26 protein-coding genes are annotated in these 26,118 nt (G+C 64.3%); 16 read left to right on the top strand and 10 right to left on the bottom strand.

The window, feature by feature from the left end:
- Positions 1–315 precede the first annotated feature (315 nt).
- A complete protein-coding gene (gene ybaK, locus J2R80_RS12980; RefSeq protein ID WP_076829980.1) occupies positions 316–798 on the top strand; it encodes a Cys-tRNA(Pro) deacylase in 483 nt (160 codons plus the stop codon).
- A gap of 53 nt (positions 799–851) precedes the next feature.
- On the opposite strand, the gene J2R80_RS12975 is transcribed toward ybaK, so the two are convergent.
- Genes J2R80_RS12975 through J2R80_RS12965 form a run of 3 tightly spaced genes read right to left on the bottom strand, consistent with a single transcriptional unit; the run spans position 852 to position 3,089 of the window.
- On the bottom strand, positions 852–1,070 hold the full coding sequence (locus tag J2R80_RS12975; protein WP_016842680.1) for a hypothetical protein: 219 nt from the start codon (positions 1,068–1,070) through the stop codon (positions 852–854).
- A gap of 38 nt (positions 1,071–1,108) precedes the next feature.
- Positions 1,109–2,473, bottom strand: coding sequence for a cytochrome P450 (locus J2R80_RS12970; RefSeq protein ID WP_253589087.1), 1,365 nt, complete (start codon positions 2,471–2,473; stop codon positions 1,109–1,111).
- A complete protein-coding gene (locus J2R80_RS12965) occupies positions 2,433–3,089 on the bottom strand; it encodes an acyl-homoserine-lactone synthase (protein ID WP_168857556.1) in 657 nt (218 codons plus the stop codon). Before J2R80_RS12965 ends, J2R80_RS12970 begins: the two co-directional genes overlap by 41 nt.
- A gap of 81 nt (positions 3,090–3,170) precedes the next feature.
- Between J2R80_RS12965 and J2R80_RS12960 the strand changes: the two genes are divergently transcribed.
- The 5 genes from J2R80_RS12960 (at position 3,171) to J2R80_RS12940 (ending at position 8,322) form a co-directional block, all read left to right on the top strand.
- On the top strand, positions 3,171–3,944 hold the full coding sequence (locus tag J2R80_RS12960; RefSeq protein ID WP_016842683.1) for a LuxR family transcriptional regulator: 774 nt from the start codon (positions 3,171–3,173) through the stop codon (positions 3,942–3,944).
- A 412-nt stretch (positions 3,945–4,356) separates the two neighbouring features.
- The gene (locus tag J2R80_RS12955) at positions 4,357–4,743 is read left to right on the top strand and encodes a hypothetical protein (RefSeq protein WP_076829965.1); all 387 of its coding nucleotides are present in this window, start codon (positions 4,357–4,359) and stop codon (positions 4,741–4,743) included.
- 219 nt (positions 4,744–4,962) lie between these two features.
- Entirely contained in the window at positions 4,963–5,892 is a 930-nt protein-coding gene (locus tag J2R80_RS12950; protein ID WP_057015611.1) for a DMT family transporter, read from the top strand.
- Between the two features lie 257 nt (positions 5,893–6,149).
- Positions 6,150–6,959: an MlaD family protein gene (locus tag J2R80_RS12945; RefSeq protein WP_253638668.1), complete on the top strand. Its 810-nt coding sequence runs from the start codon at positions 6,150–6,152 to the stop codon at positions 6,957–6,959.
- Positions 6,960–7,104: 145 nt separating this feature from the next.
- On the top strand, positions 7,105–8,322 hold the full coding sequence (locus J2R80_RS12940) for an alpha-hydroxy acid oxidase (protein WP_309143751.1): 1,218 nt from the start codon (positions 7,105–7,107) through the stop codon (positions 8,320–8,322).
- Positions 8,323–8,527: 205 nt separating this feature from the next.
- Here the strand turns inward: J2R80_RS12940 and J2R80_RS12935 are convergent, their stop codons facing one another.
- Positions 8,528–8,932 carry a hypothetical protein gene (locus J2R80_RS12935; RefSeq protein ID WP_057015609.1) on the bottom strand — a complete coding sequence of 135 codons (405 nt, stop codon included), beginning with the start codon at positions 8,930–8,932 and terminating at the stop codon, positions 8,528–8,530.
- 75 nt (positions 8,933–9,007) lie between these two features.
- Between J2R80_RS12935 and J2R80_RS12930 the strand changes: the two genes are divergently transcribed.
- Positions 9,008–9,622 carry a TetR/AcrR family transcriptional regulator gene (locus tag J2R80_RS12930; protein ID WP_076829962.1) on the top strand — a complete coding sequence of 205 codons (615 nt, stop codon included), beginning with the start codon at positions 9,008–9,010 and terminating at the stop codon, positions 9,620–9,622.
- A 125-nt stretch (positions 9,623–9,747) separates the two neighbouring features.
- Here the strand turns inward: J2R80_RS12930 and J2R80_RS12925 are convergent, their stop codons facing one another.
- The gene (locus J2R80_RS12925) at positions 9,748–10,149 is read right to left on the bottom strand and encodes a DUF1330 domain-containing protein (RefSeq protein WP_253625433.1); all 402 of its coding nucleotides are present in this window, start codon (positions 10,147–10,149) and stop codon (positions 9,748–9,750) included.
- Positions 10,150–10,278: 129 nt separating this feature from the next.
- Between J2R80_RS12925 and J2R80_RS12920 the strand changes: the two genes are divergently transcribed.
- The 3 genes from J2R80_RS12920 (at position 10,279) to J2R80_RS12910 (ending at position 12,726) form a co-directional block, all read left to right on the top strand.
- Positions 10,279–11,124: a metal-dependent phosphohydrolase gene (locus tag J2R80_RS12920; protein ID WP_253638667.1), complete on the top strand. Its 846-nt coding sequence runs from the start codon at positions 10,279–10,281 to the stop codon at positions 11,122–11,124.
- A gap of 223 nt (positions 11,125–11,347) precedes the next feature.
- Complete coding sequence (locus tag J2R80_RS12915) at positions 11,348–12,316, top strand: DMT family transporter (protein ID WP_253638666.1); 969 nt, start codon at positions 11,348–11,350, stop codon at positions 12,314–12,316.
- A 176-nt stretch (positions 12,317–12,492) separates the two neighbouring features.
- Positions 12,493–12,726 (top strand): hypothetical protein, encoded by a 234-nt coding sequence (locus J2R80_RS12910; RefSeq protein WP_253589082.1) that lies wholly within the window; start codon positions 12,493–12,495, stop codon positions 12,724–12,726.
- Between the two features lie 10 nt (positions 12,727–12,736).
- Here the strand turns inward: J2R80_RS12910 and J2R80_RS12905 are convergent, their stop codons facing one another.
- On the bottom strand, positions 12,737–13,264 hold the full coding sequence (locus tag J2R80_RS12905) for a hypothetical protein (protein WP_253638665.1): 528 nt from the start codon (positions 13,262–13,264) through the stop codon (positions 12,737–12,739).
- A 1,993-nt stretch (positions 13,265–15,257) separates the two neighbouring features.
- On the bottom strand, positions 15,258–16,214 hold the full coding sequence (locus J2R80_RS12900; RefSeq protein WP_253638664.1) for a LysR family transcriptional regulator: 957 nt from the start codon (positions 16,212–16,214) through the stop codon (positions 15,258–15,260).
- A gap of 135 nt (positions 16,215–16,349) precedes the next feature.
- On the opposite strand from J2R80_RS12900, the gene J2R80_RS12895 reads away from it, so the two are divergent.
- Together J2R80_RS12895 and J2R80_RS12890 are read left to right on the top strand one after the other, a co-directional pair.
- Complete coding sequence (locus tag J2R80_RS12895) at positions 16,350–16,733, top strand: nuclear transport factor 2 family protein (protein ID WP_253638663.1); 384 nt, start codon at positions 16,350–16,352, stop codon at positions 16,731–16,733.
- Positions 16,734–16,995: 262 nt separating this feature from the next.
- On the top strand, positions 16,996–17,973 hold the full coding sequence (locus tag J2R80_RS12890; RefSeq protein WP_253640959.1) for a tripartite tricarboxylate transporter substrate binding protein: 978 nt from the start codon (positions 16,996–16,998) through the stop codon (positions 17,971–17,973).
- A gap of 208 nt (positions 17,974–18,181) precedes the next feature.
- On the opposite strand, the gene J2R80_RS12885 is transcribed toward J2R80_RS12890, so the two are convergent.
- A complete protein-coding gene (locus tag J2R80_RS12885) occupies positions 18,182–19,867 on the bottom strand; it encodes a methyl-accepting chemotaxis protein (protein WP_057015598.1) in 1,686 nt (561 codons plus the stop codon).
- A 276-nt stretch (positions 19,868–20,143) separates the two neighbouring features.
- On the opposite strand from J2R80_RS12885, the gene J2R80_RS12880 reads away from it, so the two are divergent.
- From J2R80_RS12880 to J2R80_RS12865, 4 genes are all read left to right on the top strand, one after another.
- Positions 20,144–21,187 carry a C-terminal binding protein gene (locus J2R80_RS12880; protein WP_253638662.1) on the top strand — a complete coding sequence of 348 codons (1,044 nt, stop codon included), beginning with the start codon at positions 20,144–20,146 and terminating at the stop codon, positions 21,185–21,187.
- 141 nt (positions 21,188–21,328) lie between these two features.
- Positions 21,329–22,675: an ABC transporter substrate-binding protein gene (locus J2R80_RS12875; RefSeq protein ID WP_069276553.1), complete on the top strand. Its 1,347-nt coding sequence runs from the start codon at positions 21,329–21,331 to the stop codon at positions 22,673–22,675.
- 128 nt (positions 22,676–22,803) lie between these two features.
- On the top strand, positions 22,804–23,760 hold the full coding sequence (locus J2R80_RS12870; protein ID WP_026193343.1) for a carbohydrate ABC transporter permease: 957 nt from the start codon (positions 22,804–22,806) through the stop codon (positions 23,758–23,760).
- A 46-nt stretch (positions 23,761–23,806) separates the two neighbouring features.
- Positions 23,807–24,649, top strand: coding sequence for a carbohydrate ABC transporter permease (locus J2R80_RS12865; RefSeq protein WP_016840579.1), 843 nt, complete (start codon positions 23,807–23,809; stop codon positions 24,647–24,649).
- Positions 24,650–24,846: 197 nt separating this feature from the next.
- Here J2R80_RS12865 and J2R80_RS12860 read toward each other — a convergent pair whose 3' ends face one another.
- Positions 24,847–25,668, bottom strand: coding sequence for an energy transducer TonB (locus tag J2R80_RS12860; RefSeq protein ID WP_253589076.1), 822 nt, complete (start codon positions 25,666–25,668; stop codon positions 24,847–24,849).
- A 3-nt stretch (positions 25,669–25,671) separates the two neighbouring features.
- A complete protein-coding gene (gene exbD, locus J2R80_RS12855; protein ID WP_076829938.1) occupies positions 25,672–26,118 on the bottom strand; it encodes a TonB system transport protein ExbD in 447 nt (148 codons plus the stop codon).

Raw genomic sequence — 26,118 nt, 5'->3', positions numbered from 1 at the left:
ATGATCGCGGCGAAAACGCGTCCGCCCACAGCGACCTGCATTGATATGCCCAGCCTAAATCGCGGCGCCCGGCCGCGCGCACGCAAGGCGCCTACCGGATAAAGGAAGCGGCTCGGCTGCGCAAGCAAGAAGGGGCTCGTTTACGCCTTTTAGACGACCTACAACCCTTTGATATCCCCATTAAATTCCATGCTGCGCCCGGCCGCGCCGGGCTGGCGGGAATTTAATGTTACGGCAACGTGACGCCGGACCTGCTGTGGATTGATCGCAGCTCCTATTACGGCGATCATTCACCTAGATTAACCGGCAGGGTCCATGCCCAATTCCACCCAAGCGACGATGGCGCTGCGCAAGCTCGGCATTGCCTTCAAGCTTCACACCTATGTCTACGATTCCAGCGCCGAGAGCATCGGGCTGCAGGCGGCCGAGGCGCTCGGCGTCGACCCGAATCGCATGCTCAAGACGCTGATGGCGGAGGTCGACGGCAAACCGGTCTGCGCCGTGGTGCCGTCCGACTGCGAGGTCAGCATGAAGAAACTTGCCGCCGCCCTCGGCGGCAAGTCGGCCAGGATGATGCGCCCGGCCGATGCCGAGCGGCTGACCGGCTATCATGTCGGCGGCATCAGCCCGTTCGGCCAGAAGAAGAAGGTGCCGACCGCGATCGACGAGACCGCCCTCACCCACGTCACGGTCTTCGTCAATGGCGGCCAGCGCGGCCTGCAGATCGAGATCGATCCGAACGACGCCGCGCTTGCCGCCGGCGCCACGATGAAGCCGCTGGTGGCGACGCAGGACTGAACCTACGCGAGACCGATCCTGCGCAAGACTGATCCGAAGACCGGTCGCCGCGATCAATGCGAGGATTTGTCCCTCATGAACTCCGCGCCGACGAAGTCGGACAGACCGGATAATTCCTCCGCCGTAATATCGTTGACGTTGAGCCGCAGCTGCATGATCGCGAGGTCGAGCAGATGCGCGGCGAAGCTTGCGCCGGCCGCCCTCACGATGCTGCGCTGCTCGATCAAGACAGCGATGACGTCGCGCAAACTGCGCACTTGCACTTGATCCATGGCCCTTTGCCCGGCGCTGGCCGTTGTTAGCTGAGTTGTCATTGGGATACCGATTGTAGTGTGCTGATGGACGCCGCACCCACGGTTGGGATGTACGGCAGATGCTCGGCTTCGTCGCCGAGATGCGGGATGCGCGGGCGCATCTCGCGGATTTCGATGTCGATGGTCATCGGCGGGGGAATCAGCGTCACCGAGGCTTTCGGCCACGGCGCCGGATTCGGGCTGACGCCGGTGAAGCGATAGGCCGCGGCGATCTCGAGCGCGAGCAGTTGCAGCTCGAGCATCGCAACCCCCATCCCGGCGCAGGCGCGCGGACCGGCGCCGAACGGGATGTAGGCGTCGGTGTTGTAGCGCCGCGTCAGCAGGAAGCGGTCCGGATCCTCGAAATGCCTGCCATCGCGCTGCAGCTGCCAGGGGCAGATCAATAGCGAGGTGCCGACCTTGAGGTCGCGCCCGCCGATCGTCACCGGCTGCATCACCTCGCGCGAGAACCACCAGGCGCTGGGGTAGAGCCGGCAGACCTCCTTGACCAGCGTCGCGCTCAGATTGGCGCGCTTCACCGCGTCGAGCCGCAGCTCGCCGTCGTCGCCGAGGCACTCCGCCGCCTCGTCGGCAATCTCGTCCATCAGGGCGGGATCGGCAGCCATCTGGTAGAACATCCACGCCGCGGTCGAACCCGTGGTGTGATGGCCGGCCAGCAGCAATGTCAGGATCTCGTCCTCGAGATCGCGATCGGTCAGGCCGAGCGCCTCGAGATCGCGCAGCGCGCTGCTCGAGCCGGCCTTGCGGCGCAGGCGCTGCACCACCGTCGACATCGCAAGCTTGGCGCAGATCCGGTTCTTGCGCCGCCGATACCAGGCCACCGGACCGAACGGCAACGCGCGGAACATCTCTTCCGCAAGATCGTCCTCGATCGCGCCCACCGCCTGAACCAGGGCTTCCTCGTCGCCGGACGACATCACCTGGGAGCCGAAGATCGCGACGCAGATCGTCCGCAGCGCCAGCATCGCGGTGACATGGTGCGGATCGAACGATCCGAGCCGCGCCAGGCTGGCGCCGACCGCGCGGATCTCGGCGCACATATGCGGCAGGAATTTCTCGACGCTGCCCTTGGCCATGTGCTTCTGCAGCACCGCTCGGCGCCGCTTGTGCTCCTCGCCGCTCAGCATCAGCGAGCTGCGGCCGAGCACCGGCGTCAGCTTCTTGATCAGCTTGCCCTTTCCGATGTCGGTCTCCGGCGCCTTGAGGATCGGGCGCAGCAGATCGGGATCGTTCACCAGGAACACCGGCGCAGGACCGAGCTGCAACGGCACCAGCCCCAGCGCGGACTCGTTGCCGCGCGTCAGCAGCAGACGCAGCGGATCACGCTGGAATGCTCGAACGTCCGAGAACATGTGAAGCATCGTGGATCTCCAATTGCCGTCCAAGGTCGAGGAATTTGGTCAGGCCGGGATTGGCGGCGAGACCGAGCGGAATTTCTCCGGCTAGCGCCGTCAGCGGGCGGCCCATGCGATCATTGCCGATCACCTGCGGCGGGCCGTAGCGGCGGGTGCGGATGTCCATGCGGGTGAGAAAACGCTCATAGGAGAGGTCGGCCAACGCGACGAGCGCCTTCGCTCCGCGCAGCTCGGCGAAGCGGAACATCAGCGCGTAGTTCACGCGTGCGGCCTGCGACCTCGCAACGTTCGGCAGCACGCCGAAACGGCTGATCTCCCAGGCATCGCGGCTGGTCGGGAAGCGACGCAGCGCAAGCTGCGGGAACACCGACTTCGTGAGATAGGGATAATCGGTGCGGATAGCCCGGAAGCCGCCGACGAGCTCGACGCCGGAGAACAATAGGCAGTGCTCGGTATACCAGCAGTCGAACTGATCGCGTTCGACATCCCCGACCGTGGTCAGAAGCCAGCCGCAATGGTCGACGAACAGGCGCTTGCGCAGCCGCAACATCGCCCCGACATGCGCCGGATCAAGCTCTTCCCTGGTAATGAGGGCGTGGTAGCCGTCCAATGAATGAAGCATTTGTCCCTTCCTCCAAATGCGGGAACATCTGGAACAAAAGGGGTTAACTGTGGTACCCCCTAAAACCGGGGGTTTTCGTCAATGGGCCTGGTAGACGCGATTTCGACCATCGAGGCGTCGGATACCATCGACGAGCTCAGCTCGTCATTGCATCGCGTTGTCCAGAATTACGGCTTCTCGGGCTTTGCCTTTGTCGATGCCGGCCGGCCCGACCTTGATCTGCCCTATCATATCGGCACATTTCCCGATGCCTGGAAGCGGGCGTATGTGCAGAACGAGTTCGTTCATGCCGATCCGGCGCTGGCGCGGTCACGACGCACCAACACGCCGTTCAGCTGGAGCAGCCTGAAGCTGCCGGAGCGCAGCGGACGCAAGCGACCGCCCGAGGTCAAGACGATGGATGCCGCCCGGGAGTTCGGATTCAAGGACGGCTTCGTCGTTCCCTTCCACTATCGCGACCGGCTCGGCGCTGTGCATTCGAGCTCGACGGTGTTCTTCTGGGAAGACGAGCCGCGCGACTTCGACAAGCTGTTCGTCTGCCATCGCCATGAACTGCATCTGTTGATGATCTATTGGGTGCAGCGGGCGATGGACATCGTCAACCGCGACCAGCGCAACGCGCCGACCATCCTCAAGCCCGCGGACGCCGCCGAAACCATCAAGCTCACCGGGCGGGAGAAGGAAGTGATCGCCTGGGCGGCGCGCGGCAAGACCGTGGCCGACACCGCGCAGATCCTCGGCATTTCGCCGGAGACGGTGGAAGGCTTCATCAAGCAGGCGCTGCGCAAGCTCGAGGCATCCAACAAGACCCATGGGGTGGCCAAGAGCATCGCGCTCGGAATCATCGATTTGTGAGCGGCGCCGCGCAGCCATGGCGGCGCTCCCGGGGCTGCCGCCATGCCGACCGCATCGCCCTGCCAGGACGAGACACCGCGATCTGTGGCGCGGTCACACATCCGGTTGGGTTCATCTTCCCGATCGCCCCCTGATTGCATTCGCGCACGGTCTTGATAATAAGGGCCGTGGCCGGATGACGCTGATGCGAGCATCCCAGACCAGGGTGCGCACTCCGGTGCCCGTCCGGCGCGACTGCCCGGCTGGCGTCGAGGCGCGGATCATCCTGCACGTTGCCCGGTACGGCAGGACCCGTTGTCCAGCCGCATGATCCGTAGAAGTCCCATCGCGACGAACCGCCGGTTCATTTGCTACCAACTTTTGTAGCGGAAATGCTGTCCACGGACCTAGCTGGAGATGGTCTGAACGCATCATGAGCACATCACAGGACGACCAGATCGACCAATTGGTGCAGGCGCGCTGGCGCGCCATCGGGCTGTCACAGGCGGATCTCGCCGAGATCCTGTGCGCAGGGGCCTCCCTGCAAAAGAACGGCGTCGACGGCACGGTGAAGATCGATACCGGTCGCCTTGCGACCGTAGCCGAGATGCTCGGAATCGCCGCCGACATCCTCAATCGCCGGCCGGTCACGGCAGTGCCGACGCAAGCCGGCCAGACAGCGGAATCGCTGCAGTCCCTGCTCGAACTGCGCATGCTGCGGGTGTTTCGCGACGTGCAGGACCCCGACACCAAGCGGATCCTGATCGAGCTCGCCGAGCAGATCGTCAAGCGCCAGACCACGCCGCCGGAGACCGGTTAGGACCAAGCGTTCGATTCCCTGCGCGACCGGCCCGGGGGCTGGCCCGGCCAGGCGCCGTCATGCTGCCTTGGTGAAGGGGTCTTCGCGCATGGTCGCGATGCGTCTATCCCCATTGATGGAATGACGAAATCCGTGTCTGTGATCCGAGCCGGGGAGATCCATACCGGCCCGGCGGTGCCAGCCGGGCAGGCCGCGGCGTCGTGAACCCGGGCCCTCTTTATGTCTGCCTCCGATTCCACCACATCAACGCCTGCGGCCGGCTCCTGGATCGCCAACCAGCCCTATCTGCTGCTCTGCATCACCGCGACGTGCTGGGCCGGCAATGCGATCGTCGGCCGCCTCGCCGCCGGCCACATTCCGCCGGTGACGCTGTCGTTCCTGCGCTGGTCGGCGGCATTCCTGATCATCCTGCCGTTTGCCTGGAAGCACCTCGTCCGCGACTGGCCGGTGATCCGCAACAATCTCGGCATCATGGTGCTGATGTCGATCACCGGCATCAGCGCCTTCAACACGCTGCAATACTGGGCGCTCGAGCACACCCAGGCGCTCAATACGCTGCTGCTGCAATCCGCGGCACCGCTGGTGGTCGCGCTGTGGTCGCTGATCCTGCTCGGCGCGCGGCTGACACTGGCGCAATTGTTCGGAGTGCTGCTGTCGCTCGCCGGCGTGCTGGTGATCCTGCTGCACGGTGATCTCACGACGCTGTCGAAAATCGAGTTCAACAAGGGCGATCTGATCTTCATCGTCGCATTGGTGATCTTCGCGCTGTATTCGGTGCTGACCCTGAAGCGGCCCAAGATCCACGGCCTGTCGGTCGCCGCCTTCACCTTCGGCTGCGGCGCGCTGGTCCTGATCCCGCTCTACATCTGGGAACTCGGCACGCGTCCGGTGATGCAGCTTACGATCAACAACCTGCTGTCGCTATTCTATGTCGCGGTGTTCCCCTCGACACTGGCCTATCTGTGCTTCAACCGCGGTGTGCAGCTGATCGGCGCCAACCGGGCCGCACCGTTCTTCCACATGGTTCCGGTGTTCGGCACCATCATGTCGATCGTGTTCATCGGCGAGCATCCGCAGGCCTTCCACTTCATCGGCTTCGCGCTGGTGCTGGCCGGCGTCTTCGCGGCATCGCGGAAGCAGAGCGCGTAATTCTCCTCTCCCTCTCCCCGTTCTTACGGGGAGAGGGTTGGGGTGAGGGGCTCGCTCCGCGAGGACGGCGAGAGACGAATGCGCGGAGACTCCCCTCACCCGGACCGCATTCCGCTGCGCTGCATGCGATCCTACCTCTAAGAGCGAGCTTCGCTCGTCTCGACCCCGCAAGCGGGGCGAGGTAAGGAAAGCCCGCGGTGACTATCGGCGGCAAATCCGCTATCTCTTGAGACCTGCTTCGCAGACGGGTTTTACGCATGGCGCGCGCCAGCAATCTCTTGATCGGCACCCTGACGCTGGCCCTGATCGCCGGCTCGCTCGGCGGCTGGCTCGGCTATCAGCGCTATGCCGGCATCAAGCGGATGGTGCCGTTCCGCGTCATCTTCGAGGGCTCGGCCTCCGGCCTGCGCCGCGGCGGCAGCGTCAACTTCGCCGGCGTGCGGATCGGCGAGGTGGTCTCGATCAGGCTCGACCGGCACCGCGTGGTGGCGATGACGCGGATCGAAGGCAACGCCCCGATCAAGAAGGATACCCAGGCCGGCCTCGAATTCCAGGGCCTGACCGGGATCGCCTCGATCTCCTTCACCGGCGGCACCGACGATGCGCCGCCGCCGACGCTCGGCGCCGACGGCATTCCCGAACTGACGGCCGACGCCGAAGGCACGATGGGGATCCAGGAGAAGCTGCGGGTCGCGCTGCGCAATGTCGACCGCGTCATCAGCGAGAACGAGGCCGACATCAAGGACTCGCTGCTCGGGCTCGAGAACTTCACCAACTCGCTGTCCGGCAATGGCGAGCTGATCGCCGGCTTCATCGACGCCGCCGACGACGGCATCAGCGCGGTCGACGCCAAGATGAACTCGGCCGACAAGTTCCTGAAAAGCTTCGGCAGCGACAAATATGGCGGCGAGCTGCTGCCGACCGTGATCTCGCTGCGCGAGCTGATCCAGAACTTCGACAAGAAATCCGGCGCCATGATCGCCGAGACCCGCAAGACGCTCAGCGACGTCAGCCAGTCCGTCAACAAGTTCAACGAGAAATTTGTCGGGCCCGCCGGCAGGCGCTAGATCATGATGCGTTTCCATGGAATCGCGTCATGATCTCATCTCTTTGTTTGAGCATGATCTTTTCGGAAAACCGGTATCCACTTTTCCGGATCATGCTCTAGTCTGGCCTTCCGACCAAGAACCAAGAACAACGGAAACGCTCAACGTGCACGACCGGACCGCAGCCCCCTCTCCGCCTCCCGTAACCGTCAACCGCGCTGCACCCGCCGTACCCCGGCATCTGCGGCGCTATCTCACGCTCGACGATTTCGAGCCGCAGGCGCGCCGGCTGCTGCCGAAATTCCTCTACGGCTACATCTCGGGCGGCGCCGAGACCGATATGGCCCGCACCGACAATCGCCGGGCGTTCGAGGAATACGGCTTCGTGCCGCGGGTGCTGCAGGACGTCTCCGGCCGCGACCAGACCACGACGCTGTTCGGCAAGAGCTACGCCTCGCCGTTCGGCATTCCGCCGATGGGCTCGTCCGCGCTGTGCGCCTATCGCGGCGACATCGTGCTGACGCGCGCCGCGGCCGCCGCCAACGTTCCGATGATCCTGTCGGCCTCCTCGCTGATCACGCTGGAGGACGTTCGCGCCGCCAATCCTTCGGCCTGGTACCAGGCCTATCTCGCCGGCCTTCCCGAGCGGATCGAGCCGCTGGTCGACCGTGTCGCAGCCGCCGGCTACGACACCTTCGTCGTCACCGCCGACGTGCCGGTGCCGCCCAACCGCGAGAACAATATCCGCAACGGCTTCCAGGTGCCGCTCGAGATCACGCCGCGGGTGTTCTGGGACACCATCACCCATCCCGACTGGCTGCTCAACACCTGGGCGCGCACCGTGTTCAACCACGGCATGCCGCATTTCGAGAACATGGACGCCAAGCAGGGCCCGCCGGTGCTGTCCAAGAATTTGATGCGCAACATCGGCAGCCGCGACCAGCTAGCCTGGAAGCATGTCGAGCTGATCCGCAAGCGCTGGCGCGGCAAGCTCGTGGTCAAAGGACTGATCTCGCCGGAAGACGCCCGGCTGGCGCGCGAGCATGGCTGCGACGGCGTCATGGTCTCCAACCATGGCGGCCGCCAGCTCGACTACACCGTCTCCGGCTTGCGCACGCTGCCGGAGATCGCGGCGCAGAAGGGCAACATGACCGTGATGGTCGACGGCGGCATCCGCCGCGGCACCGACGTGATCAAGGCGCTGGCGCTCGGTGCGGATTTCGTCTGGGTCGGGCGGCCGTTCCTCTATGCCGCCGTGGTCGCCGGCGAGGCCGGCGTGACGCGCGCGATCTCGCTGCTGCATGCCGAGATCGACCGCGATCTCGCGCTGCTCGGCATCCGCAGCCTGAAGGAGATCACTCCGGACCTGGTGCGGAAGTTCTAGAGCGTTTTCGAGCGAAGTGGATACCGGTTCGCGTGAAGAAAACGCGTCACAACAAGAGTCCAAAGCATGATCCGGAAAAGTGCGAAGCGGTTTTCCGAAAAGATCATGCTCATACAAGGAGCTAAAGCGCGATGATGATTCAACCCAATCTCATCGCGCTTTAGAGCCCCGTTGCGATTCTATCGGAACGGGAAAGGCTCCAGGCTCACGCATAGCGCGCCGCGCCCATGCACAGCGCGGTGATCGCGAGCAGGGCGGCGGCGATGCGCTGGGCGACCGCCAGGCGCGAGCGCGCGGCTGAGGTATCGCCCGCGCTGCTGCGCAGCTGCCGGACCGCGCCGCCGCCGACGATGACCTGCACGGCGATCGCGGCCAGCGCCGCGATCGCGCCGCCCGCCAGAATCTGCTCCGACAGCCCGAACGAGCCTTCGTGGACCAGGCGCCAGAGCGTGCCGCCGGTCACGATCGCGACCGTCGCGGCGCCGATTTGCGGAAACAGCAGCTTTTCGCCGCCGAGGCCGCCGGTGCGCGCCAGGGTGAAGCTCGAGCCGGCCCAAAACACCGATGACAGGACGTGAAGGGACAGCGCTATGATCAGGGCGGTCTGCATGATGTCGCTCCGGATGGGCATTGGAAATTAGATATACATAATGTATAGTCAATCTGACGAAAGCAAGGCAAACCGATGCCGCCGCGCAGCTATGTGAGCCCGGCGCGCAGCGCTGCCGCCGCCGAGACCCGCGAGCGCGTGATCGAGGCCGCCTCGCGCACATTGCGCGACGAGAGCATCGCGCGCTTCTCGCTCGATACGGTGGCCAAGGCGGCCGGCGTGACCCGGCTGACGGTCTACAACCAGTTCGGCTCGCGGCGCGGGCTGCTCGAGGCGGTGTTCGACGAGATCGCGCGCCATGGCGGGCTGCACCAGCTCGCCGACGCCATGACAATGGCCGATCCGCGCGCCGCGCTCGACCGGATGGTCGAGATCTTCTGCGGATTCTGGAGTCGGGATTCCGCGGTCGGCCGGCTGCACGACGCGATGGCGACCGATCCCGAATTCGCCGAGGCCGTGCGCGAGCGCAACGAGCGCCGCCGCCGCGGCGTCACCGCATTGATCGACCGCATCGCGGGCAAGAGCGCGTCACAGCAGGCCCGCAGCGACGCGGTCGACCTGATCTTCGCGCTGACGAGCTATCCGACCTTCGCCTCGCTGAGCGCGGGGCGGTCGAGCGATGATGTCTGCCGTGTCGTGCAGAGCGCCTGCCACGCGGCGCTGCAGCCGCTCGCAAACCCGTCATCCTGAGGGTCGCTGTCCATCAACCGTCATTGCGAGGAGCGTTAGCGACGAAGCAATCCATCGTTCCACTACGCGGTGAAATGGATTGCTTCGCTACGCTCGCAATGACGGGATGGGAGCCGGCTCGTCGGCTACCCCATCTTGAACTTGCTGTAGGCCTCGCGCGTCGCGATGATGACGTGCTCCTCGCAGCCGTTGCGGCGATGCGGGTCGCAGCGGTCTTCGTAGTCGGCCGAGGTCATCATGTCGATGAAGGCGGCGACGCTCGGGTAGTAGACCAGCGCGAGATAATCCCAGCGCTGGCCGGCCGGCTCGCCGAGGGCGACAGTCTCGGCGCTGCCGGTCCACAACAGCGTGCCGCCGCGCGCCTTGATCATCGGGACGGTGAGCGCGCTGTAGCGCAAATAGGCATCCCAGCCCGAGCCGTCGCCGTCGAGCGACCGCGCGCGAAACCGCATCAGATTGACCATCACGACCGGCGCCTCGCGGTCCAGCTCGTTCAGGCCTTTGACGTTCAAGAGATCGACACCCATCACCCGCTCCCGCCCAAAGCCCCTCACTCCCGCCACATCGGTCCGGCCGCAACGATTATGTCACATCGCGGGACTAGCCTGAAATACCGCCGAGCCGTAAGCTCAGGTCAGCTCTCGGAGGTCAAGGCCGTGATGACCCTTCCAGAACTAGCGGCCGACGCGCTCGGCAAGTTCCTCGGCGAGTACATGCAGCGCCGGTTCGGCTCTTCGCAGACCCAGCTGGTGGAAATGGTGCCCTCGATCGCCCGGATCGCGCTCGAATGCATCGGCAACAGCGACGCGCTCTATCACAATGTCGAGCACACCATGCTGGTGACGCTGGCCGGCCACGACATCCTGCGCGGCCGCGCGCTGCACTCGCATATGAGCGCCGAAGACTATGCCCATGTCATCATCGCCTGCCTCACCCATGACATCGGCTATGTGCGCGGGCTGTTCGAGGCCGACGGCCAGGACGGCTATCTGGTCGAGGCCGACGGCCGCAAGATCATCCTGCCGCGCGGCTCGTCGGATGCGGCGCTGATGTCCTACCACGTCGACCGCTCCAAGATCTTCGTGATGGAGCGGCTCAAGGGCGTCACCCTGCTCGACAAGGAGCGCATCGTGCGTGCCATCGAAGGCACCCGCTTTCCGCTGAGCGCGCCTGATGACGATGAGGATTTCGGCGAAGAGGCCACCCTGCTGCGCGCGGCCGACCTGATCGGCCAGCTCGGCGATCCCCACTACATCCGCAAGGCCAACGCGCTGTACATCGAATTCGAGGAGGCCGGACTGAACCGCCAGCTCGGCTACGATTCGCCGGCCGATCTCGTCGACCGCTATCCGCGGTTCTACTGGGACAGCGTCGCACCGCATGTGCAGAAGGCGATCCGCTACCTCAACATCACCTCGAGCGGACGGCAATGGATCGCCAATCTCTACAGCAACGTGTTTCGCGCCGAGCGCGACATCTCGCTGTCGGGGCCGCAGAGATAGGCAAGGATGCAGCGCAATCTCTCCGCTCGTCGTCCCGGCTTTCGCCGGGACGACATCGAGTATGTTGCGGCATCGAGAGGCATTCATTCACGGTCTCAGGATGACGGGTTCTGTTATTCCGCGGCAGTGTGGCTTCCGCGTCAGATTGAGCCCCCGCGCATGGCTCCAATCCGCTCTTTCGTCTTGTCGCGGCGCCGGATTCGGGCACAACATCCGCCCGATAATGACCACCTTGCCCGCACCTGCCACAACCCCACGCCGCTCGCCGCTCAGCTGGCTCAATAACCAGCCCTATCTGCTGCTCAGCCTGACATCGCTGTTCTGGGCCGCCAACATCGTGCTGGCGCGGCATGTCGGCAGCCATGTGCCGCCGGTCACGCTGACCACGATCCGCTGGTTCGGCGTCTTCCTGATCCTGTTGCCGTTCGCCTGGCCGCATCTGAAGCTGGACTGGCCGAAGCTGCGCGGCGCCCTGCCGCTGATGCTGCTGCTGTCCGCGGTCGGCTTCGCCTTCAACAACGCGATCTCCTACTGGGCGATGCAGTATACCGAGGCGCTCAACGCGCTCTTGATCCAGTCGGCGGGGCCGCTGTTCGTGGCGCTGTGGTCACTGATCCTGTTCGGCGTGCGGCTGACGCCGGCGCAGCTGGCCGGCATCGCGATCTCGCTGGCCGGTGTGCTGACCATCATCCTGCGCGGCGACTTCTCCGCGCTCGCCAGCATCAGCTTCAACCGCGGCGACATCATGTTCGGCGCCTCGCTGGTATCGTTCGGGCTCTATTCGGCGCTGATCCCGCGGCGACCGAAGATCCATCAGCTTTCGCTGATCTCGTTCACCACCTGCTGCGGTGCGCTGATGCTGCTGCCGGTGGCGGCCTGGGAGTTCGCCAACGGCGTGACGCTGAAGTTCGACTTGCTGACCGGCGCAACGCTCGCCTATGTGCTGATCTTCCCGTCCACGCTCGCCTATCTGTTCTTCAACCGCGGCGTCGCGCTGATCGGCCCGAACCGCGCCGCGCCGTTCTTCCATCTGGTGCCGGTGTTCGGCTCGGCGATGGCGATCCTGCTGCTCGGCGAGACGCTCGCGCCGTTCCATCTGATCGGCTACGCGCTGGTGCTCGCCGGCGTCATCATCGCCTCGCGCCAAGGGTCCGCCAAGACATCGGCGAAGCGCGAGGCCGTGAACCCATAAATCTGCCGGGCGGACAGCTTGCCAAAGTCTGCTATAGCACCGATAGCGACCAAATTCTGCAGCGCAGCTAAATGACGCGATGGGCCAATAGGCAACTTCGGCACATTTTGACGTACCGCCCAAAGGAACGACATCTCCGTGGACGCGTTTGAAGATGGGCGTCGTGGAGCTAAAACATGGATCGACAAGCCGAAGTCGAACACCTTGCGCAGTCCGACAGGCATATCGCGACCGCCGAGCAACACATCACGAAGCAACGACTTTTACTTGATAATTTGCGGGCGGAACGTCACGACACCAAAGTTGCGGAGGAGATGCTCACGGGCTTTGAGCACAATCTAAAGACGCTGCGTGAGCATCGAGCGATAATTGTCAAAACGATTGAGCAGATCGACGAGGGGCTGGCTTGATCACCGGACGTTACGGTTCGGCCGAATCGGCTCCCTGTTTTCCCCATGCGGGAGCTGGCCAACTAACAAGGTTGCCTTGAAGCCCTTCCTCGGTCTCCTCGATGGCCCTAACGATAAGCTCGCGGTGTTCTTGCATTACCTGTAGATTGGCCTCGAACACCCGCGACGTTTCCTCCGCGAGCTTCGTGTCCTGGCCGCTGCATCGTAGGTTCTCGATCAAGGCCACTTGCTCCCTGATCACGCATTCAGCCTTCGCTACGTGTTTATTGGCAATAGATAGCTGTTGCCGCTCAAAAGAGCGCCGCTCCTGCGCCTTCCTTTTTCTATCGACAGCCGCTTGCATCCGAAAGCCGTCAGGCTGCTGAGGTGATGGTTTTTTGATCTCGCGCTGCTTGGTTTTTGGAATGTTTGGTCGAGGATTTTCCGAAAGCACTTTGCGGCCCAGCGTAATGGCTGCGCGTCCCGACGCCAGGTGACGAGCGTCGTGCTCTCTGTCGAGAGACGAGAGACGGAAAAAGCGGAAACCTGGCAACACCATCCCGGCGCTCCCTGTCGTAGGCGGAAGCGCGACCGGCCCCAGTCGGGGGACGCGGAACCGCCGCCGACGACAAGGGCACTTTACTGGAATTAGGGCACTGAATACAGCGAAGCGGGCGGCAGTTCACTTGAGGCGCCTTCGCCGGAACGGCGCCCCCCCCCCCGCGTTATCTGGCATGGCACAGGACCTTGAGACACTGTTCGCGCGTGCCGACGCCGCTATACAGCGTTCCAGACAGCTGGCGGAGGCTGTTTCTGCAGCGCATAAACGCCTGCTGGACCAAATATCCGCGCGACGACTATTGGGCTTCAGTCCCGCTGATCTGAAGGTGAGGTACCCGCAGGATTTTCCTGAAACGCGCCCTGCCTCTCAGCCGTTTCCAGCCCAAGCTGACGATAGCGGGACCTAGCGCTTTCGGCACGAACGATAGTAGCTCTCACCTCCCGGGCTACCCTTTGGGCCCGTATAAGGTGCTCTATCGCTTCTTCCTTGACGCGATAGCTATCCTCAATAGCGCGGTCGGCGCGCTTGAGCAGATCGTCCATCGCACGTAAAAGCCATGCGGAATGGACTGTTCCTATCGGCCCGGGGCGTTCCTAAAGTCCGTTGCGGGTCATCCGCGACCGGGTCGAGCCAGTAGCAAGTCCGGCCCAGTCCGCTATGCCGCCGAAAGCGGAAGTCAATTCAGAGCATTAGCGACATGGCACGGGGCGTTGCCAGTTGATGGCGCTGCCCGAGACGTGATTCAAGCTCCGAAAACCGGAGCCTCGGAGCATGCGCTGCGAACTCAGCGACTACGAGTGGACCGCCATCAAACCGATGCCGAACAAGCCGCGCGGTGTTCGGCGTGCAAATGACAGTCGCGGGCATACGGCAAGTAAGGCCGCCTCAGCTGGCGGCCTATTCTCATCCAGCGCACGATTAATTTCCTAGCAGTGGCACAAACTGCACTTTGGTCGCCAGTCATCCCGAGCTAGATTTCAACCCCACGCAGGGGTTGTATCATGACTAGTGACCTACTTTATAGGGCGAGCATTGTAGCGTTGGGGCTGAGCCCCATCGCTCTGGTTGCCATCGTTCTATTTGTTTGAGATCGAGACCGCCCCAGTTTGATGGCCTCTTTCACTTTGCGCGTAACGCGCAACTTCACCGTAATCGACGGTGGGCGCTCTTGGGAGCGCTCCAAAGAAGGAGCCCCAGCGAGGCGACTGGCTGGGGCCGATTTCCCGTGGATTCGTCCATGCGCTGCGGGCAGGTAGTCAGCAATGGACGTTGCGGTAACCGGGATCCACGTCGGCCGTTCCTATCCAAAGAAATGGCCCCGGCGAGGGGGTACACGCTGAGGCCAAGGCGGTTGGATCAATCCATGAGATGACAGGTTCATCACATAAACAGGACGCCGACAACAGGACGCCGACGCCTACGATGAGCGCTACGAACGATATCGCCGCCAACGCCATAAAGGTGTACTCGACGCCATCGTAGTGGCTGAGCCTGAACATGGCGCCCAGTCTGCGCCCGGTTCCGAGCCACCGCATTCGCATAGGCAAGTCAGCGAACTGCCTAACGGCAAAAGAAACGGCCCCAGCACCCTTGGAGGTGATGCTGAGGCCGCTCCTCATTCCATTGCTTGCCGAGCCGCCGCGTCGGTAATCGGGCTAGCCCCTCTGGGCCTGAAAAAATTGTCCTTAATGAAACCGCCTTGCCCAGTGCGGGAATGATCGAATCAAAGCGTGTGCCAGTCAATTAACTTGAGTGAATCAAAGGTAAACAAATCGTCCGGATGCTTAACGGTCGGGGTGTCCTGGTCCGCGCTGCGTCCTAGGACAGCACCATCTATCGAGAGAGCAAGAGCCCTCACCCGGATTGCACTGGACGATGCTTCGCATCGCCAGGCGCAATCCGACCTCTCCCCAACGGGATAGGTGAACCGAGAGCGCGCCAAGCCAATCCAACCAAACCCATCCCGCTCTAGCAGACGCCGAGGAGATGGCTAGCTGACCTTGCGCAAGCCGGCGGATTTGCGTGGCGAATATGGCTTTGCCGCCAGCGTGTCCGTGATGAAGTCGATAAACCGCCTCACCTTCGCCGGCACGTGGTTACGCGAGGCGTAATAGACGTAGAGCGGAAAACACTCGTCGGGCCAGTCCTGAAACAGCTCGATCAGCGCGCCGCTCCTCAGGTGATCGTCGAGGCCGAGATCGATCACCTGCGCGATGCCGAAGCCGGCCAGGCAAGCGCCGAGCTTGGTTCCTGAATCGGTTACGGTGAGCCGCCCGTTGACCGCGACCGGCACGACCTCGTTGCCGCGCCGAAACTCCCAATCGAAGGGACGCCCGGTCGCCGCATCGATTGCATGGATGCACTGATGGTCGCGGCTTGCCAGCTCCCGCGGATCAAGCGGCCGGCCGTGTCGTTCGAGATAGATCGGCGAGGCCACGGTGAGCACGCGCGCATCGAGCACGCGGCGCGCAATCAGCGCCGACGGCACCGGCTCGCCGAAACGCACCGCCAGATCAAAACCGTCGCTGACCAGATCCGCGATCCGGTCGCGGGTCTCGATACGCAGCTCCATGCCTGGATTCTGCAGCAGGAACTCGCTCAGCTTCGGCGACAGCACCATGCGGGAGAACAGCGGGTCGACATTGACCCGCAACCTGCCGCGGACCGCATCGCGCGATTTCGAGGTCTCCGCCGCCGCTTCGCCGATCCCGGCCAGATGCGCAGCAACCCGCTCGCACAGCGCGCGTCCTTCCTCGGTGAGCTCGACGGCGCGGCTCGTGCGGTGAACCAGCCTGGCATCGAGGCGCGCCTCGAGCTTGGCGATCGCCTTGCTGACCCCGGATTGCGTCATGCCGAGCCGTTCGGCGGCCCGGCCAAAACTGCGCGCATCCGCCAGCGCCGCGAGGACCACCAGGCCGCCAACCAGCCGACCGTCAACTTCGTCCATGCCGATGCCTTTCAGTCATCCAAGAGATGACTGCCCAGTCGTAGCACTCCGCCACCATATCGGCCACTGTCGGCGCAGATCACCGGTTCGATCCGGTGCGGCCACCGCCACATCATCCGCCAAGGAGATTTTGCAATGAGCGACATCCAGGCCATCGCATCCGCGATCGATGGATATTTCAACCTGATGTATGACGTCGACGATGGCCGGTTCTGCGACGTCTTCGCCGATGCCTGCATCGTGCACGGCATCCGGGACGGCAAGCACACGGTGCGGTCGGCCTCAGAATTCCGCGACTTCATCCGCAGCCGTCCCTCGCCGGCGTCGATGAAATCACCACGCGAGGAGGCCATTATCAGCATCGACCAGACCGCGTCCGATCTGGCCATCGCCAAGGTGCGCGTCAGGGCTGGCCAAACCGGCTTCATCGATCATCTGGTGTTTCATCGGATCGACGGCCGGTGGCTCATCACCACCAAGGCGTTTCACGTCGCGCAGGTCTTCCCGGCGGGATCGTAGCGTCCCCGACTGACCGAATTTCTGACTATCGGAAGAATGGCACTGATTTGCCCGACGTGTCAAGTTGTCTGGTCGGGCGCCGGCCGCCACCGGCTCTCCTTTGCATGGGGTTGTTTTCGATATTTTGGCAGCGCGCCCCTGCGACGGCCCGGGAGTGGCCATGCGGCGAAAGGCTGCTCCCGGCACGGCTTCCGCGGCCATGGCGGCCGGGTTAGCTTCGGCCGCAATGGGCCTGTTCAGGGCCTGCGCGGGGGACGACGACATGGTGATGGGATTGAGACGATACTGCTGCCTCGCGGTCGCAGCCGCCGCCGCGCTTGCGGCGATATCCGGGGCGGCACTTGGCCAGACCTATCCCACCCGCAACATCACGCTGGTGCTGCCGTTTGCCGCCGGCAGCGGCACCGACACCACGACGCGGCTGATCTCCAAGGAGCTCGGCGTTGCGCTCGGCGTCGGCATGGTGATCGACAACCGGGCCGGCGCCAACGGCTCGATCGCGGCGAACTATGTCGCCCGCTCCGCCCCCGACGGCTACACGCTGTTCGTCACCACGAACACGACGCACTCGGCCAATCCGTATCTGCTCAAGACCATGAACTACGATCCGATCAAGGATTTCACGCCGATCGCGCGCACCGGCGACCTGCCCTTCATGCTGGTGATCCATCCGGACATCCCGGCGAACTCGGTCGCCGAGCTGATCGCGCTCGCCAAGAAGGAGCCGGGCAAGTACAGCTACGCCAGTGGCTCGTCATCGGCGAGCGTCTCCGGCGCGACCTTCGCGCGCCTCGCCGGCATCGACCTGCTGCATGTGCCCTACAAGAGCTCACCGCCGGCACTGACCGACGTCATCGCCGGCCGCATCTCGATGATGTTCATCGACGTGCCGACCGGGCTGCCGCACGTCAACGCCAAGGTGCTGAAGCCGCTCGCCGTCACCACCAAGCGGAAGTCGGCACTGCTGCCGGATCTGCCGACGATGGACGACACCGTGAAGGGCTTCGATATCACCTCCTGGCAGGGCTATCTCGGCCCCGCCAACATGCCGAAGGACGTCGTGGTCAGGCTGAATGCGGAGATCCGCAAGATCGTCGAGCGGCCGGACATCAAGAGCCAGCTCGCCGAGCGCGGCATGGAGGCATTCTCCGGCACGCCCGAGGAGTTTGAGGCATTCCTCAAGGAGCAGCTCGTGCTGTGGGAGAAGCTGATCGCCGACGCCGGAATCGAGAAGCAGTAGGCCCCGGTCATTGCGAGCGAAGCGACGCGACGAAGTCTGCCAACTCCGTCATCCTGAGGAGGCCGCAACGCGGCCGTCTCGAAGGATCGACGGCCCCACTGGTGGCCGTGCATCCTTCGAGACGCGCGCAAGAGCGCGCTCCTCAGGATGACGGGGATGCGGAATCGTAGGGTGGCGTAGCGTCGCTACCCCACCCTACGCGGCTCGCTTACGCCGCGCGCACCTTTTGCAGGAACTCGTCGACCGCGTTGCGCAGCATGCCCGATTGCGTGTCGAGCTCGCGGGCATTCGACAGCACGTCGCCGGCCGCGGTGCCGGTGGCGGCGGCCGCTGACGTGACGCCGCCGATATGGGCGGAGATCTCGCTCGAGCCGGCCGCGACCTGCTGGATGTTGCGCGCGATCTCGCGCGTCGCATCGCCCTGCTGGTCGATCGCGGTCGAGATCGAGGCGGTGATCTCGCTCATCTGCGCGATCGTCGCTGTGATGCCGCCGATCGAGGTCACCGCCTCGCCGGTGGACGCCTGCATCGCGGCGACCTGCGCCGAGATCTCCTCGGTCGCCTTCGCGGTCTGGTTGGCCAGCGCCTTCACTTCAGAGGCGACCACTGCGAAACCGCGGCCGGATTCGCCGGCGCGCGCCGCCTCGATGGTGGCGTTGAGCGCGAGCAGGTTGGTTTGAGCCGCGATCGAGTGAATCAGCTTGACCACCTCGCCGATCTTCTCGGCGCCGGTGGAGAGCGCCTGCACGGTCGCGTTGGTGCGCTCGGCATCGGCCACCGCCTGGCTCGCGACCTCGCTGGAGCGCGCCACCTGGCGGGAGATCTCCGCAACCGAGCTGGAGAGCTCCTCGGCGGCAGCGGCGACGGTGCCGACATTGTTGGAGGCGCTGTCGGACGCAGCGCCGACGGTCGCGGCCCGCGCGCTGGCGTCGCTTGCGGTCGCGGTCATCGACTGCGCCGTGGTCTGCATGCCGGCGGCGGCGGAGGCCACCGTGCGGACGATGCCGTTCACGCTGCGCTCGAAATCGTTGGCGATATTCTCCATCGCACCACGGCGCTCGGCCTCCGCGCGTGCTTTGGTCTCGGCCTCGGCCTGTTCCAGGCCGCGGATGCGAACCGCGTTGTCCTTGAAGACCTGAACCGTGGCCGCCATTCCGCCGACCTCGTCACCGCGGCCGACGCCGGGGATGTCACCGTCGAGCTTGCCGTCGGCGATGTCGCGCATGCGGGCGCCGAGCAGGTTGAGCGGACGGGAGATGCTGCGGCCGATCAGCCAGGCGACCGAGCCGGAAACGATGCCGATGCCGAGGATCGCGAGGCCGAGCAGCCAGGCAATCGGCCGCATCTTGGCATCGATATCGTCGAGATAGGCGCCGGTGCCGAGATACATATCGAAGCCGGGGACCGCGACGGCGTAGCCGAGCTTGCGGATCGGCGTCTCCTGGCCGGGCTTCACATAATCATAGAACAGCAGGATCTCGCCCTTGGCCTTCACGCCGTCCATCAGTTCCTGCGAGAGCTTGCGACCATTGGTCACGATGTCCATGCGATTGGTTCCAACCTGCTTCGGATCGGGCGCCAGCACCGTGATGCCGCTGTAGTCGGTGCCGAACAGATAGCCGGCGCCGTTGTCGTAGGTCAGGGTGTTGGCGCGCTTGCCGAACTCGGCCAGTGCCGCTTCCTTGGTCAGCTTGCCGGCGTCGACATCCTTCTTCAGGCCCGCCGCCATGTTCTTCGCCATCTCGACGATGGCCTTGGCCTGGTCGATGCGCGCATTCATCATCTCCCGCTGCATCAGGTGACCGGCGAGGATGCCGGCCGTGCACAGGCCAAGGAGGGTCACCCCCACCAGAATGCCGAGCTTGGGGGTGATCTTCAGATTTGACAGCTTCACGGGGGTCTCCAGAAGAGGCGGGGAACGCGACGCGATTGGCGGATTGATTCCGCGCACCGTAATGTGAGACCCTTTACCTGATGGTTACGGAGGTTCCCCGTAGAAGCCCGGAGAATCAGGCCGCGGACCAACCGGCAATTGTGGAGAGAACAGCGCGGCTCGCGTACAAGCATGGGAAGGCGGCGACCCAGCCGCGCTCCAAGAAGCAAGAAGAATCAAGATCAAGAAGCAAACCAGCAAGAAGCAAGAACAGCAGACTCACATCGGGAGCAGACAATGTCGAAATTCAGGGTGGTCACGCCGAAGGGCGCGAGCTTCACGGTCGCCGGCGGCGGCTACGATTATGAGCGCGAGGCGCTCGATCCGATCGGCGCCGAGATCGTCGAGGCGCCGGCCAACGAGGCCGAATTCATCGCGGCGGCACGCACCGCGGACGCGATCTACGCCAAGGGCATGCCGATCACCAAGGCGGTCATCGACGCGTTCGAGAACTGCAAGGTGATCACGCTCGGCAGCGTCGGCGTCGACTCGGTCGACGTCAAGGCCGCGACCGCCCGCGGCATTCCTGTCACCAACATCCCCGACACCTTCATCGAGGAGGTCGCCGATCACGCCATGATGCTGCTGCTCGCCGGCTTCCGCCGCCTGATCGAGCAGGACAAGATGGTGCGCACCGGCCGCTGGGCCGAGGGCCGCCCGGCGCTTTTGAAGATTCCGCGGCTGATGGGCCAGACGCTCGGCTTCATCTCGTTCGGCCGGGTCGCTCGCGCTGTGGCCAAGCGCGCCGCGCCGTTCGGCCTCAGGATGGTGGCCTACGATCCCTTCATCCAGGAAACCCTGATGTACGACCACGGCGTGATCCCCTCGACGCTGTCGGAGGTGCTGTCTCAGTCGGATTTCGTCTCGATGCACGCCCCGGCGCGGCCCGAAGTGCACCACATGCTGACCGAGAAGCATTTTCGCCAGATGAAAAAGTCGGCGATCTTCATCAACACCGGCCGCGGCGCCACGGTCGACGAGGAATCGCTGATCAAGGCGCTGCAAGAGGGCTGGATCGCCCACGCCGCGCTCGACGTGCTGGAAAAGGAGCCGCCGTCGCACAACAATCCGATGCTCGGGATGGACAATGTTACCTTGACCGCCCATGTCGCGTCGGCGTCGGCACGTTTTGACGAGGCGCGCAAGCGCCGGGTGGGCTACGAATTGTCACTAGTGCTGCAAGGCATGTGGCCGGTAAGCTGCGTCAACCCGTCGGTGCTGCAAAACACCGCGTTGCGCCGCTGGCAGCCCGTCAGCATGGATCGCGGTCCGAACAGCTAGGGCGGGAATGCGTTTTTCGTGCGGGGCCAGTCTCTTGCGGGCCCTTTGCGCGGCAGGCGCCGAGACCAAGACACCTTCACCGGCGGCCAAACGCCGGGAAGGAAAAAACAACGAAACAATAAGAACGGGAGTGCGAACGACATGAAGTACGAGATCACGCGTCGCGACGCGCTGGTGCTGGGGGCTTCCGCGGCGGCGCTGGCGGTTACCGGCGCTTCGGCGCAGGAGGCGTCGAAGGTGAAGGCAGCCGACGTGGCGGCGCCGTCGCTGCCGATCGAAAAGGACGCCACCTTGCGCATGCTGCGGCCGGTACGCTTCGTCCAGGCCGACGAGGACGTGTTCCGCGCCAATGCCAAGAAATTCACCGACAAGACCGGCGTGGAGATCAAAGTCGACTTCGTCGGCTGGGAGGACATCAACCAGCAGACCGCCGTGACCTCGAACTCCGGCGCCGGCCCCGACATCATCATCGGCTTCGGCGACGCACCGCACATCTATATCGACAAGCTGATCGAGCTGACCGATGTCGCCGACTATCTCGACAAGCGCTATGGCGGATGGCTCACGCTGGCGCGCCGGTACGGCATGCGCTCGAAGTCGAAGAGCTGGGTCGGCCTGCCGTTCGGCGCCTCGGGCGGCCCGCTGGTCTACCGCAAGTCGCTGGTCAACGCCGCCGGCTTCGACAAGGTGCCGGAGGACCACGCCGGCTTCCTCGAACTCTGCAAGAAGCTGAAGGCGGCCGGCAAGCCCGCGGGCTTCGCACTCGGCAACGCGGTCGGCGACGGCAACGGCTTCGCCAACTGGCTGTTGTGGTCGCACAACGCCGCGCTGCTCGATGAGGAAGGCAACATCATCATCAACAGCAAGGAGACGATCGCGGCGCTGAAATATCTGAAGGAACTCTATCCGACCTTCATCGCCGGCACGCCGTCCTGGAACGACGTTTCCAACAACCGCGCTTACTCGTCGCAGGAGATCGGCCTGACCGCAAACGGCGTCTCGCTGTATTTCTCGCTGAAGAACGATCCCGCGACCAAGGCGATCGCCGACGACACCGCGCATCAGTTCCTGATCAAGGGGTTGGCTCCCACCTCTCCGATGTCCGGCCTGACCTTGAACGCAATGGTGTTCAAGCACAGCAAGTATCCCAACGCCGCGAAGGCGTTCCTGCAGTTCATGCTCGAGCACGAACAGTACGAGCCGTGGCTCAACGCCAACTCCGGCTACTGGTCGCAGCCGCTGGCGGCCTATGCCGACGCCGCGGTGTGGTCGAGCGACCCCAAGGTCGCGATCTTCAAGGACACGATGCGGAGCCCCTACTACAACGGCTACAAGGGGCCGATCTCGACCGCGACCGGCGCCGTCAACGCCGACTATGTGCTGGTTCAGATGTGCGCCTCGGTCGCGACCGATGCCGCAACGCCCGAAGCCGCAGCCGCCGAAGCCGAACAGCGCGCCAAGCGGTACTTCCGGCGGCAGGGCCGGTAAGATCGACCTCAAGCCGCTGTCATTCCGGGGCGATGCGTAGCGTCGAATCCGGAATCTCGAGATTCCGGGTCTGGTGCTAACGCACCATCCCGGAATGCCCCTGGAAGTCGGACCGAGACAAGAACCTGATGTCTGTCACCACCCTCCCCTCACGCGGCGCGGCGCTGCACCAGCCGGGCTGGCTCGCGCGCCTGTTCGACTACAAGCCGTTCCTGATCGTGATGTGCCTTGCGCCCGCGATCGGCCTGCTGCTGGTTTTCCTCACCTATCCGCTGGGCCTCGGCATCTGGCTCGCCTTCACCGACACCACGATCGGCCAGCGCGGCATCTACATCGGACTTGAGAACTTCCAGTATCTGCTCAAGGATCCCTTGTGGTGGAACGCGGTGTTCTATTCGATCTTCTACACCGCGATCGCAACTTTCGGAAAGTTCGCGCTCGGCTTCTGGCTGGCGCTGCTGCTCAACAACCATTTCCCGTTCAAGAGCCTGATCCGCGCCATCGTGCTGCTGCCGTGGATCGTGCCGACGGTGCTCTCCGCGCTGGCATTCTGGTGGATCTACGATCCGCAGTTCTCGATCATCTCCTATCTCCTGGTCGACGTGCTGCACTGGCGCGACAGCAATGTCGACTTCCTCGGCTCGCCCTGGCCGGCGCGGTTCTCGCTGATCGCCGCCAATATCTGGCGCGGCATCCCGTTCGTCGCGATCTCGCTGCTGGCGGGGCTGCAGACCATCTCGCCCTCGCTCTACGAGGCGGCGATGCTCGACGGCGCCACCTCCTGGCAGCGCTTCCGCTACATCACCTTCCCGATGATGATGCCGATCCTGGCGATCGTGATGACGTTCTCGATCATCTTCACCTTCACCGACTTCCAGCTGGTCTACGCCATCACCCGCGGCGGCCCGGTCAACTCGACCCATCTGCTCGCGACACTGGCGTTCCAGCGCGGCATCGCCGGCGGCGAACTCGGCGAGGGTGCCGCGATCGCCGTCTCGATGATCCCGTTCCTGGTGTTCGCAACATTGTTCAGCTACTTCGGCCTCGCGCGCCGCAAATGGCAGCAGGGAGAAGCCAATGACTGACGTCGCAGCCCAATCCTCCAACGTCGCCAGCGCCACGCCCGATACGATGGCGTGGGACTCCCGCGCCCGGCGCGTGGTGATGATCTATCTGCCGCTCGCCTGCTTCATCCTGATCCTGCTGTTTCCGTTCTACTGGATGGCGGTCACCTCGTTCAAACCGAACGCCGAGCTGCTGAACTACAAGGAGCACAATCCGTTCTGGATCACCTCGCCGACGCTCGCGCATATCAAGCATCTGTTGTTCGACACGGCCTATCCGCGCTGGCTGAAGACCACCATGCTGGTCGCGATCGGCTCGACCTTCCTGTCGCTGTTCGCCTCGACGCTCGCCGCCTACGCGATCGAGCGGCTGCGCTTCCGCGGCAGTCCCTATGTCGGCCTCGGCATCTACCTCGCCTATCTGGTGCCGCCGTCGATCCTGTTCATTCCGCTCGCCACCGTGATCGTGCAATTCGGCCTGTTCGACTCGCCGCTGGCGCTGATCCTGGTCTATCCGACCTTCCTGGTGCCGTTCTGCACCTGGCTGTTGATCGGCTATTTCAAGTCGATCCCCTACGAGCTCGAGGAATGCGCGCTGGTCGACGGTGCGACGCGGTTGCAGATCCTGTGGCGGATCACGCTGCCGCTCGCGGTGCCCGGCCTGATCTCGGCCGGCATCTTCTCCTTCACGCTGTCCTGGAACGAGTTCATCTACGCGCTCGCCTTCATCCAGAGCGGCGCCAACAAGACGGTGCCGGTCGCGATCCTGACCGAGCTCGTCACCGGCGACGTCTACCAGTGGGGCGCGCTGATGGCCGGCTCGCTGCTCGGCTCGCTGCCGGTCGCGCTGTTCTACTCGCTGTTCGTCGACTACTACGTGTCGTCGCTGACGGGGGCGGTGAAGGAGTAACGGAGCTTCCGGCGTATTGAAGCGAACTCAATCTATCCCCGTCATCCTGAGGAGCGCGAAGCGCGTCTCGAAGAATCGACGGCCAGCAGCCGGGCCGTGCATCCTTCGAGACTCGCCCAGCGGCGCAAGTGCGCCGCAAGGCTCGCACCTCAGGATGACGGGAATAGATGTGCGGCCTCTCTCAATGAAGTCGCGCACTACCGCGGCACGAACGCGACCGGCACGGAAAAGCCCATCGAGCCCTGCGTGATCTCGGACGGAAACGCCGGAAACGGCTGGGCCTGGCGCACCATCGCCAACGCGCGCGCGTCGAAGGTCGGACTGCCGGACGAGCCGCCGAGATGGCTCGACAGCACCTGCCCGCCGCTGCCGAGCGTGAACACCAGGCGGACCACGCCGCGCTGACCGTTGCCGCCTGCGGGATAGGAATGGAAGCGCAGCAGATGCGCGCGGACGCGGGCGTTATAAGCGGCGATCGCTGAGGCGGCTGCGCCGGCGCTGATCGCGGATGCTGCCGGCGCCTGCCGTTCGGCGCGGCTTGGCGCGATGGTGCGCGGTGCCGGGGTTGCCTCGGACGGCTGCTTTGCTTCCCGACGAACCACTTTCGGCTTGACCGGTTCGACCTTCGTCTCCGGAACGACTTTCGCGGGCTCGGGTTTCGGCGGCGTGATCTGCGGCTTCTGTTCCGGCGGCGCGACGACGTCGGGCTTCTCCTGCATCGGCGTCGGCGCAATCTCCTGCGGCACGGGCTGCGCGGCGGCGGGCTCCGGCGGCGACGCGTCGGCCTCCTGCATCGCCGGCCCCGGCGGCAGCTCGGTCTCCGAAATCTCCGGCGCCGAGGTGATCGGCGTCAGATCGACCAGCACCGCCGGCACCGCAACGCCGGGCGGCGGCGCCGGGACCCAGCTCATGCCAACCGCGAGCACTGCCGCATGCGCCGCCAGGATCGCAGCCACCGACAGGCCCCAGCGCCGCAGCCAGATCTCGTCGCCCGCATCATGAAGCGCGTACGCATTCATGGATCAGCTACGCCCGTCGAGGCCAACCAGCGCAATCTTGAGATAGCCGGCGTTGCGCAGCAGGTTCATCACCTCCATCAGATCGCCATAGCTGACCGCCTTGTCGGCGCGCAGGAAGATGCGCTCGTCCTTCCTGCCTTGTGTGGCGCCATCGAGCGTCGACGTCAGCGTCTCGCGCGCGATCACGTCCTCGCCGACCGCGACGGAGAGATCGGACTTCACGGTGACGAACACCGGCTTGTCCGGCCGCGGCTGCGGCTCGGCGGTCGAGGCCGGCAGATCGACGCCGAGATCGACGGTCGCGAGCGGCGCCGCCACCATGAAGATGATCAGCAGCACCAACATCACGTCGATGAACGGGGTGACGTTGATCTCATGCGCCTCGACCAGATCGTCGTCGCCACGACGCCGGCCGCCGAATGCGCCGCCAGTGCCAAGCTTCGCGCCCAT

The organism is Bradyrhizobium sp. USDA 4541, assembly GCF_024171085.1.
Taxonomy (GTDB): domain Bacteria; phylum Pseudomonadota; class Alphaproteobacteria; order Rhizobiales; family Xanthobacteraceae; genus Bradyrhizobium; species Bradyrhizobium australafricanum.
The sequence above is the reverse complement of the archived record's forward strand: the minus strand, read 5'-3'. Positions and strand labels throughout refer to the sequence as shown.

What these genes read in the sequence shown, in the direction of transcription:
- ybaK (WP_076829980.1), top strand. Translation starts at nt 316, where the DNA reads ATGCCCAATTCCACCCAAGCGACGATGGCGCTGCGCAAGCTCGGCATT.
- J2R80_RS12975 (WP_016842680.1), bottom strand. Translation starts at nt 1,070, where the DNA reads ATGGATCAAGTGCAAGTGCGCAGTTTGCGCGACGTCATCGCTGTCTTG.
- J2R80_RS12970 (WP_253589087.1), bottom strand. Translation starts at nt 2,473, where the DNA reads ATGCTTCACATGTTCTCGGACGTTCGAGCATTCCAGCGTGATCCGCTG.
- J2R80_RS12965 (WP_168857556.1), bottom strand. Translation starts at nt 3,089, where the DNA reads ATGCTTCATTCATTGGACGGCTACCACGCCCTCATTACCAGGGAAGAG.
- J2R80_RS12960 (WP_016842683.1), top strand. Translation starts at nt 3,171, where the DNA reads ATGGGCCTGGTAGACGCGATTTCGACCATCGAGGCGTCGGATACCATC.
- J2R80_RS12955 (WP_076829965.1), top strand. Translation starts at nt 4,357, where the DNA reads ATGAGCACATCACAGGACGACCAGATCGACCAATTGGTGCAGGCGCGC.
- J2R80_RS12950 (WP_057015611.1), top strand. Translation starts at nt 4,963, where the DNA reads ATGTCTGCCTCCGATTCCACCACATCAACGCCTGCGGCCGGCTCCTGG.
- J2R80_RS12945 (WP_253638668.1), top strand. Translation starts at nt 6,150, where the DNA reads ATGGCGCGCGCCAGCAATCTCTTGATCGGCACCCTGACGCTGGCCCTG.
- J2R80_RS12935 (WP_057015609.1), bottom strand. Translation starts at nt 8,932, where the DNA reads ATGCAGACCGCCCTGATCATAGCGCTGTCCCTTCACGTCCTGTCATCG.
- J2R80_RS12930 (WP_076829962.1), top strand. Translation starts at nt 9,008, where the DNA reads ATGCCGCCGCGCAGCTATGTGAGCCCGGCGCGCAGCGCTGCCGCCGCC.
- J2R80_RS12925 (WP_253625433.1), bottom strand. Translation starts at nt 10,149, where the DNA reads ATGGGTGTCGATCTCTTGAACGTCAAAGGCCTGAACGAGCTGGACCGC.
- J2R80_RS12915 (WP_253638666.1), top strand. Translation starts at nt 11,348, where the DNA reads ATGACCACCTTGCCCGCACCTGCCACAACCCCACGCCGCTCGCCGCTC.
- J2R80_RS12910 (WP_253589082.1), top strand. Translation starts at nt 12,493, where the DNA reads ATGGATCGACAAGCCGAAGTCGAACACCTTGCGCAGTCCGACAGGCAT.
- J2R80_RS12905 (WP_253638665.1), bottom strand. Translation starts at nt 13,264, where the DNA reads ATGGTGTTGCCAGGTTTCCGCTTTTTCCGTCTCTCGTCTCTCGACAGA.
- J2R80_RS12900 (WP_253638664.1), bottom strand. Translation starts at nt 16,214, where the DNA reads ATGGACGAAGTTGACGGTCGGCTGGTTGGCGGCCTGGTGGTCCTCGCG.
- J2R80_RS12895 (WP_253638663.1), top strand. Translation starts at nt 16,350, where the DNA reads ATGAGCGACATCCAGGCCATCGCATCCGCGATCGATGGATATTTCAAC.
- J2R80_RS12890 (WP_253640959.1), top strand. Translation starts at nt 16,996, where the DNA reads ATGGTGATGGGATTGAGACGATACTGCTGCCTCGCGGTCGCAGCCGCC.
- J2R80_RS12880 (WP_253638662.1), top strand. Translation starts at nt 20,144, where the DNA reads ATGTCGAAATTCAGGGTGGTCACGCCGAAGGGCGCGAGCTTCACGGTC.
- J2R80_RS12875 (WP_069276553.1), top strand. Translation starts at nt 21,329, where the DNA reads ATGAAGTACGAGATCACGCGTCGCGACGCGCTGGTGCTGGGGGCTTCC.
- J2R80_RS12870 (WP_026193343.1), top strand. Translation starts at nt 22,804, where the DNA reads ATGTCTGTCACCACCCTCCCCTCACGCGGCGCGGCGCTGCACCAGCCG.
- J2R80_RS12865 (WP_016840579.1), top strand. Translation starts at nt 23,807, where the DNA reads ATGGCGTGGGACTCCCGCGCCCGGCGCGTGGTGATGATCTATCTGCCG.
- J2R80_RS12860 (WP_253589076.1), bottom strand. Translation starts at nt 25,668, where the DNA reads ATGAATGCGTACGCGCTTCATGATGCGGGCGACGAGATCTGGCTGCGG.
- exbD (WP_076829938.1), bottom strand. Translation starts at nt 26,118, where the DNA reads ATGGGCGCGAAGCTTGGCACTGGCGGCGCATTCGGCGGCCGGCGTCGT.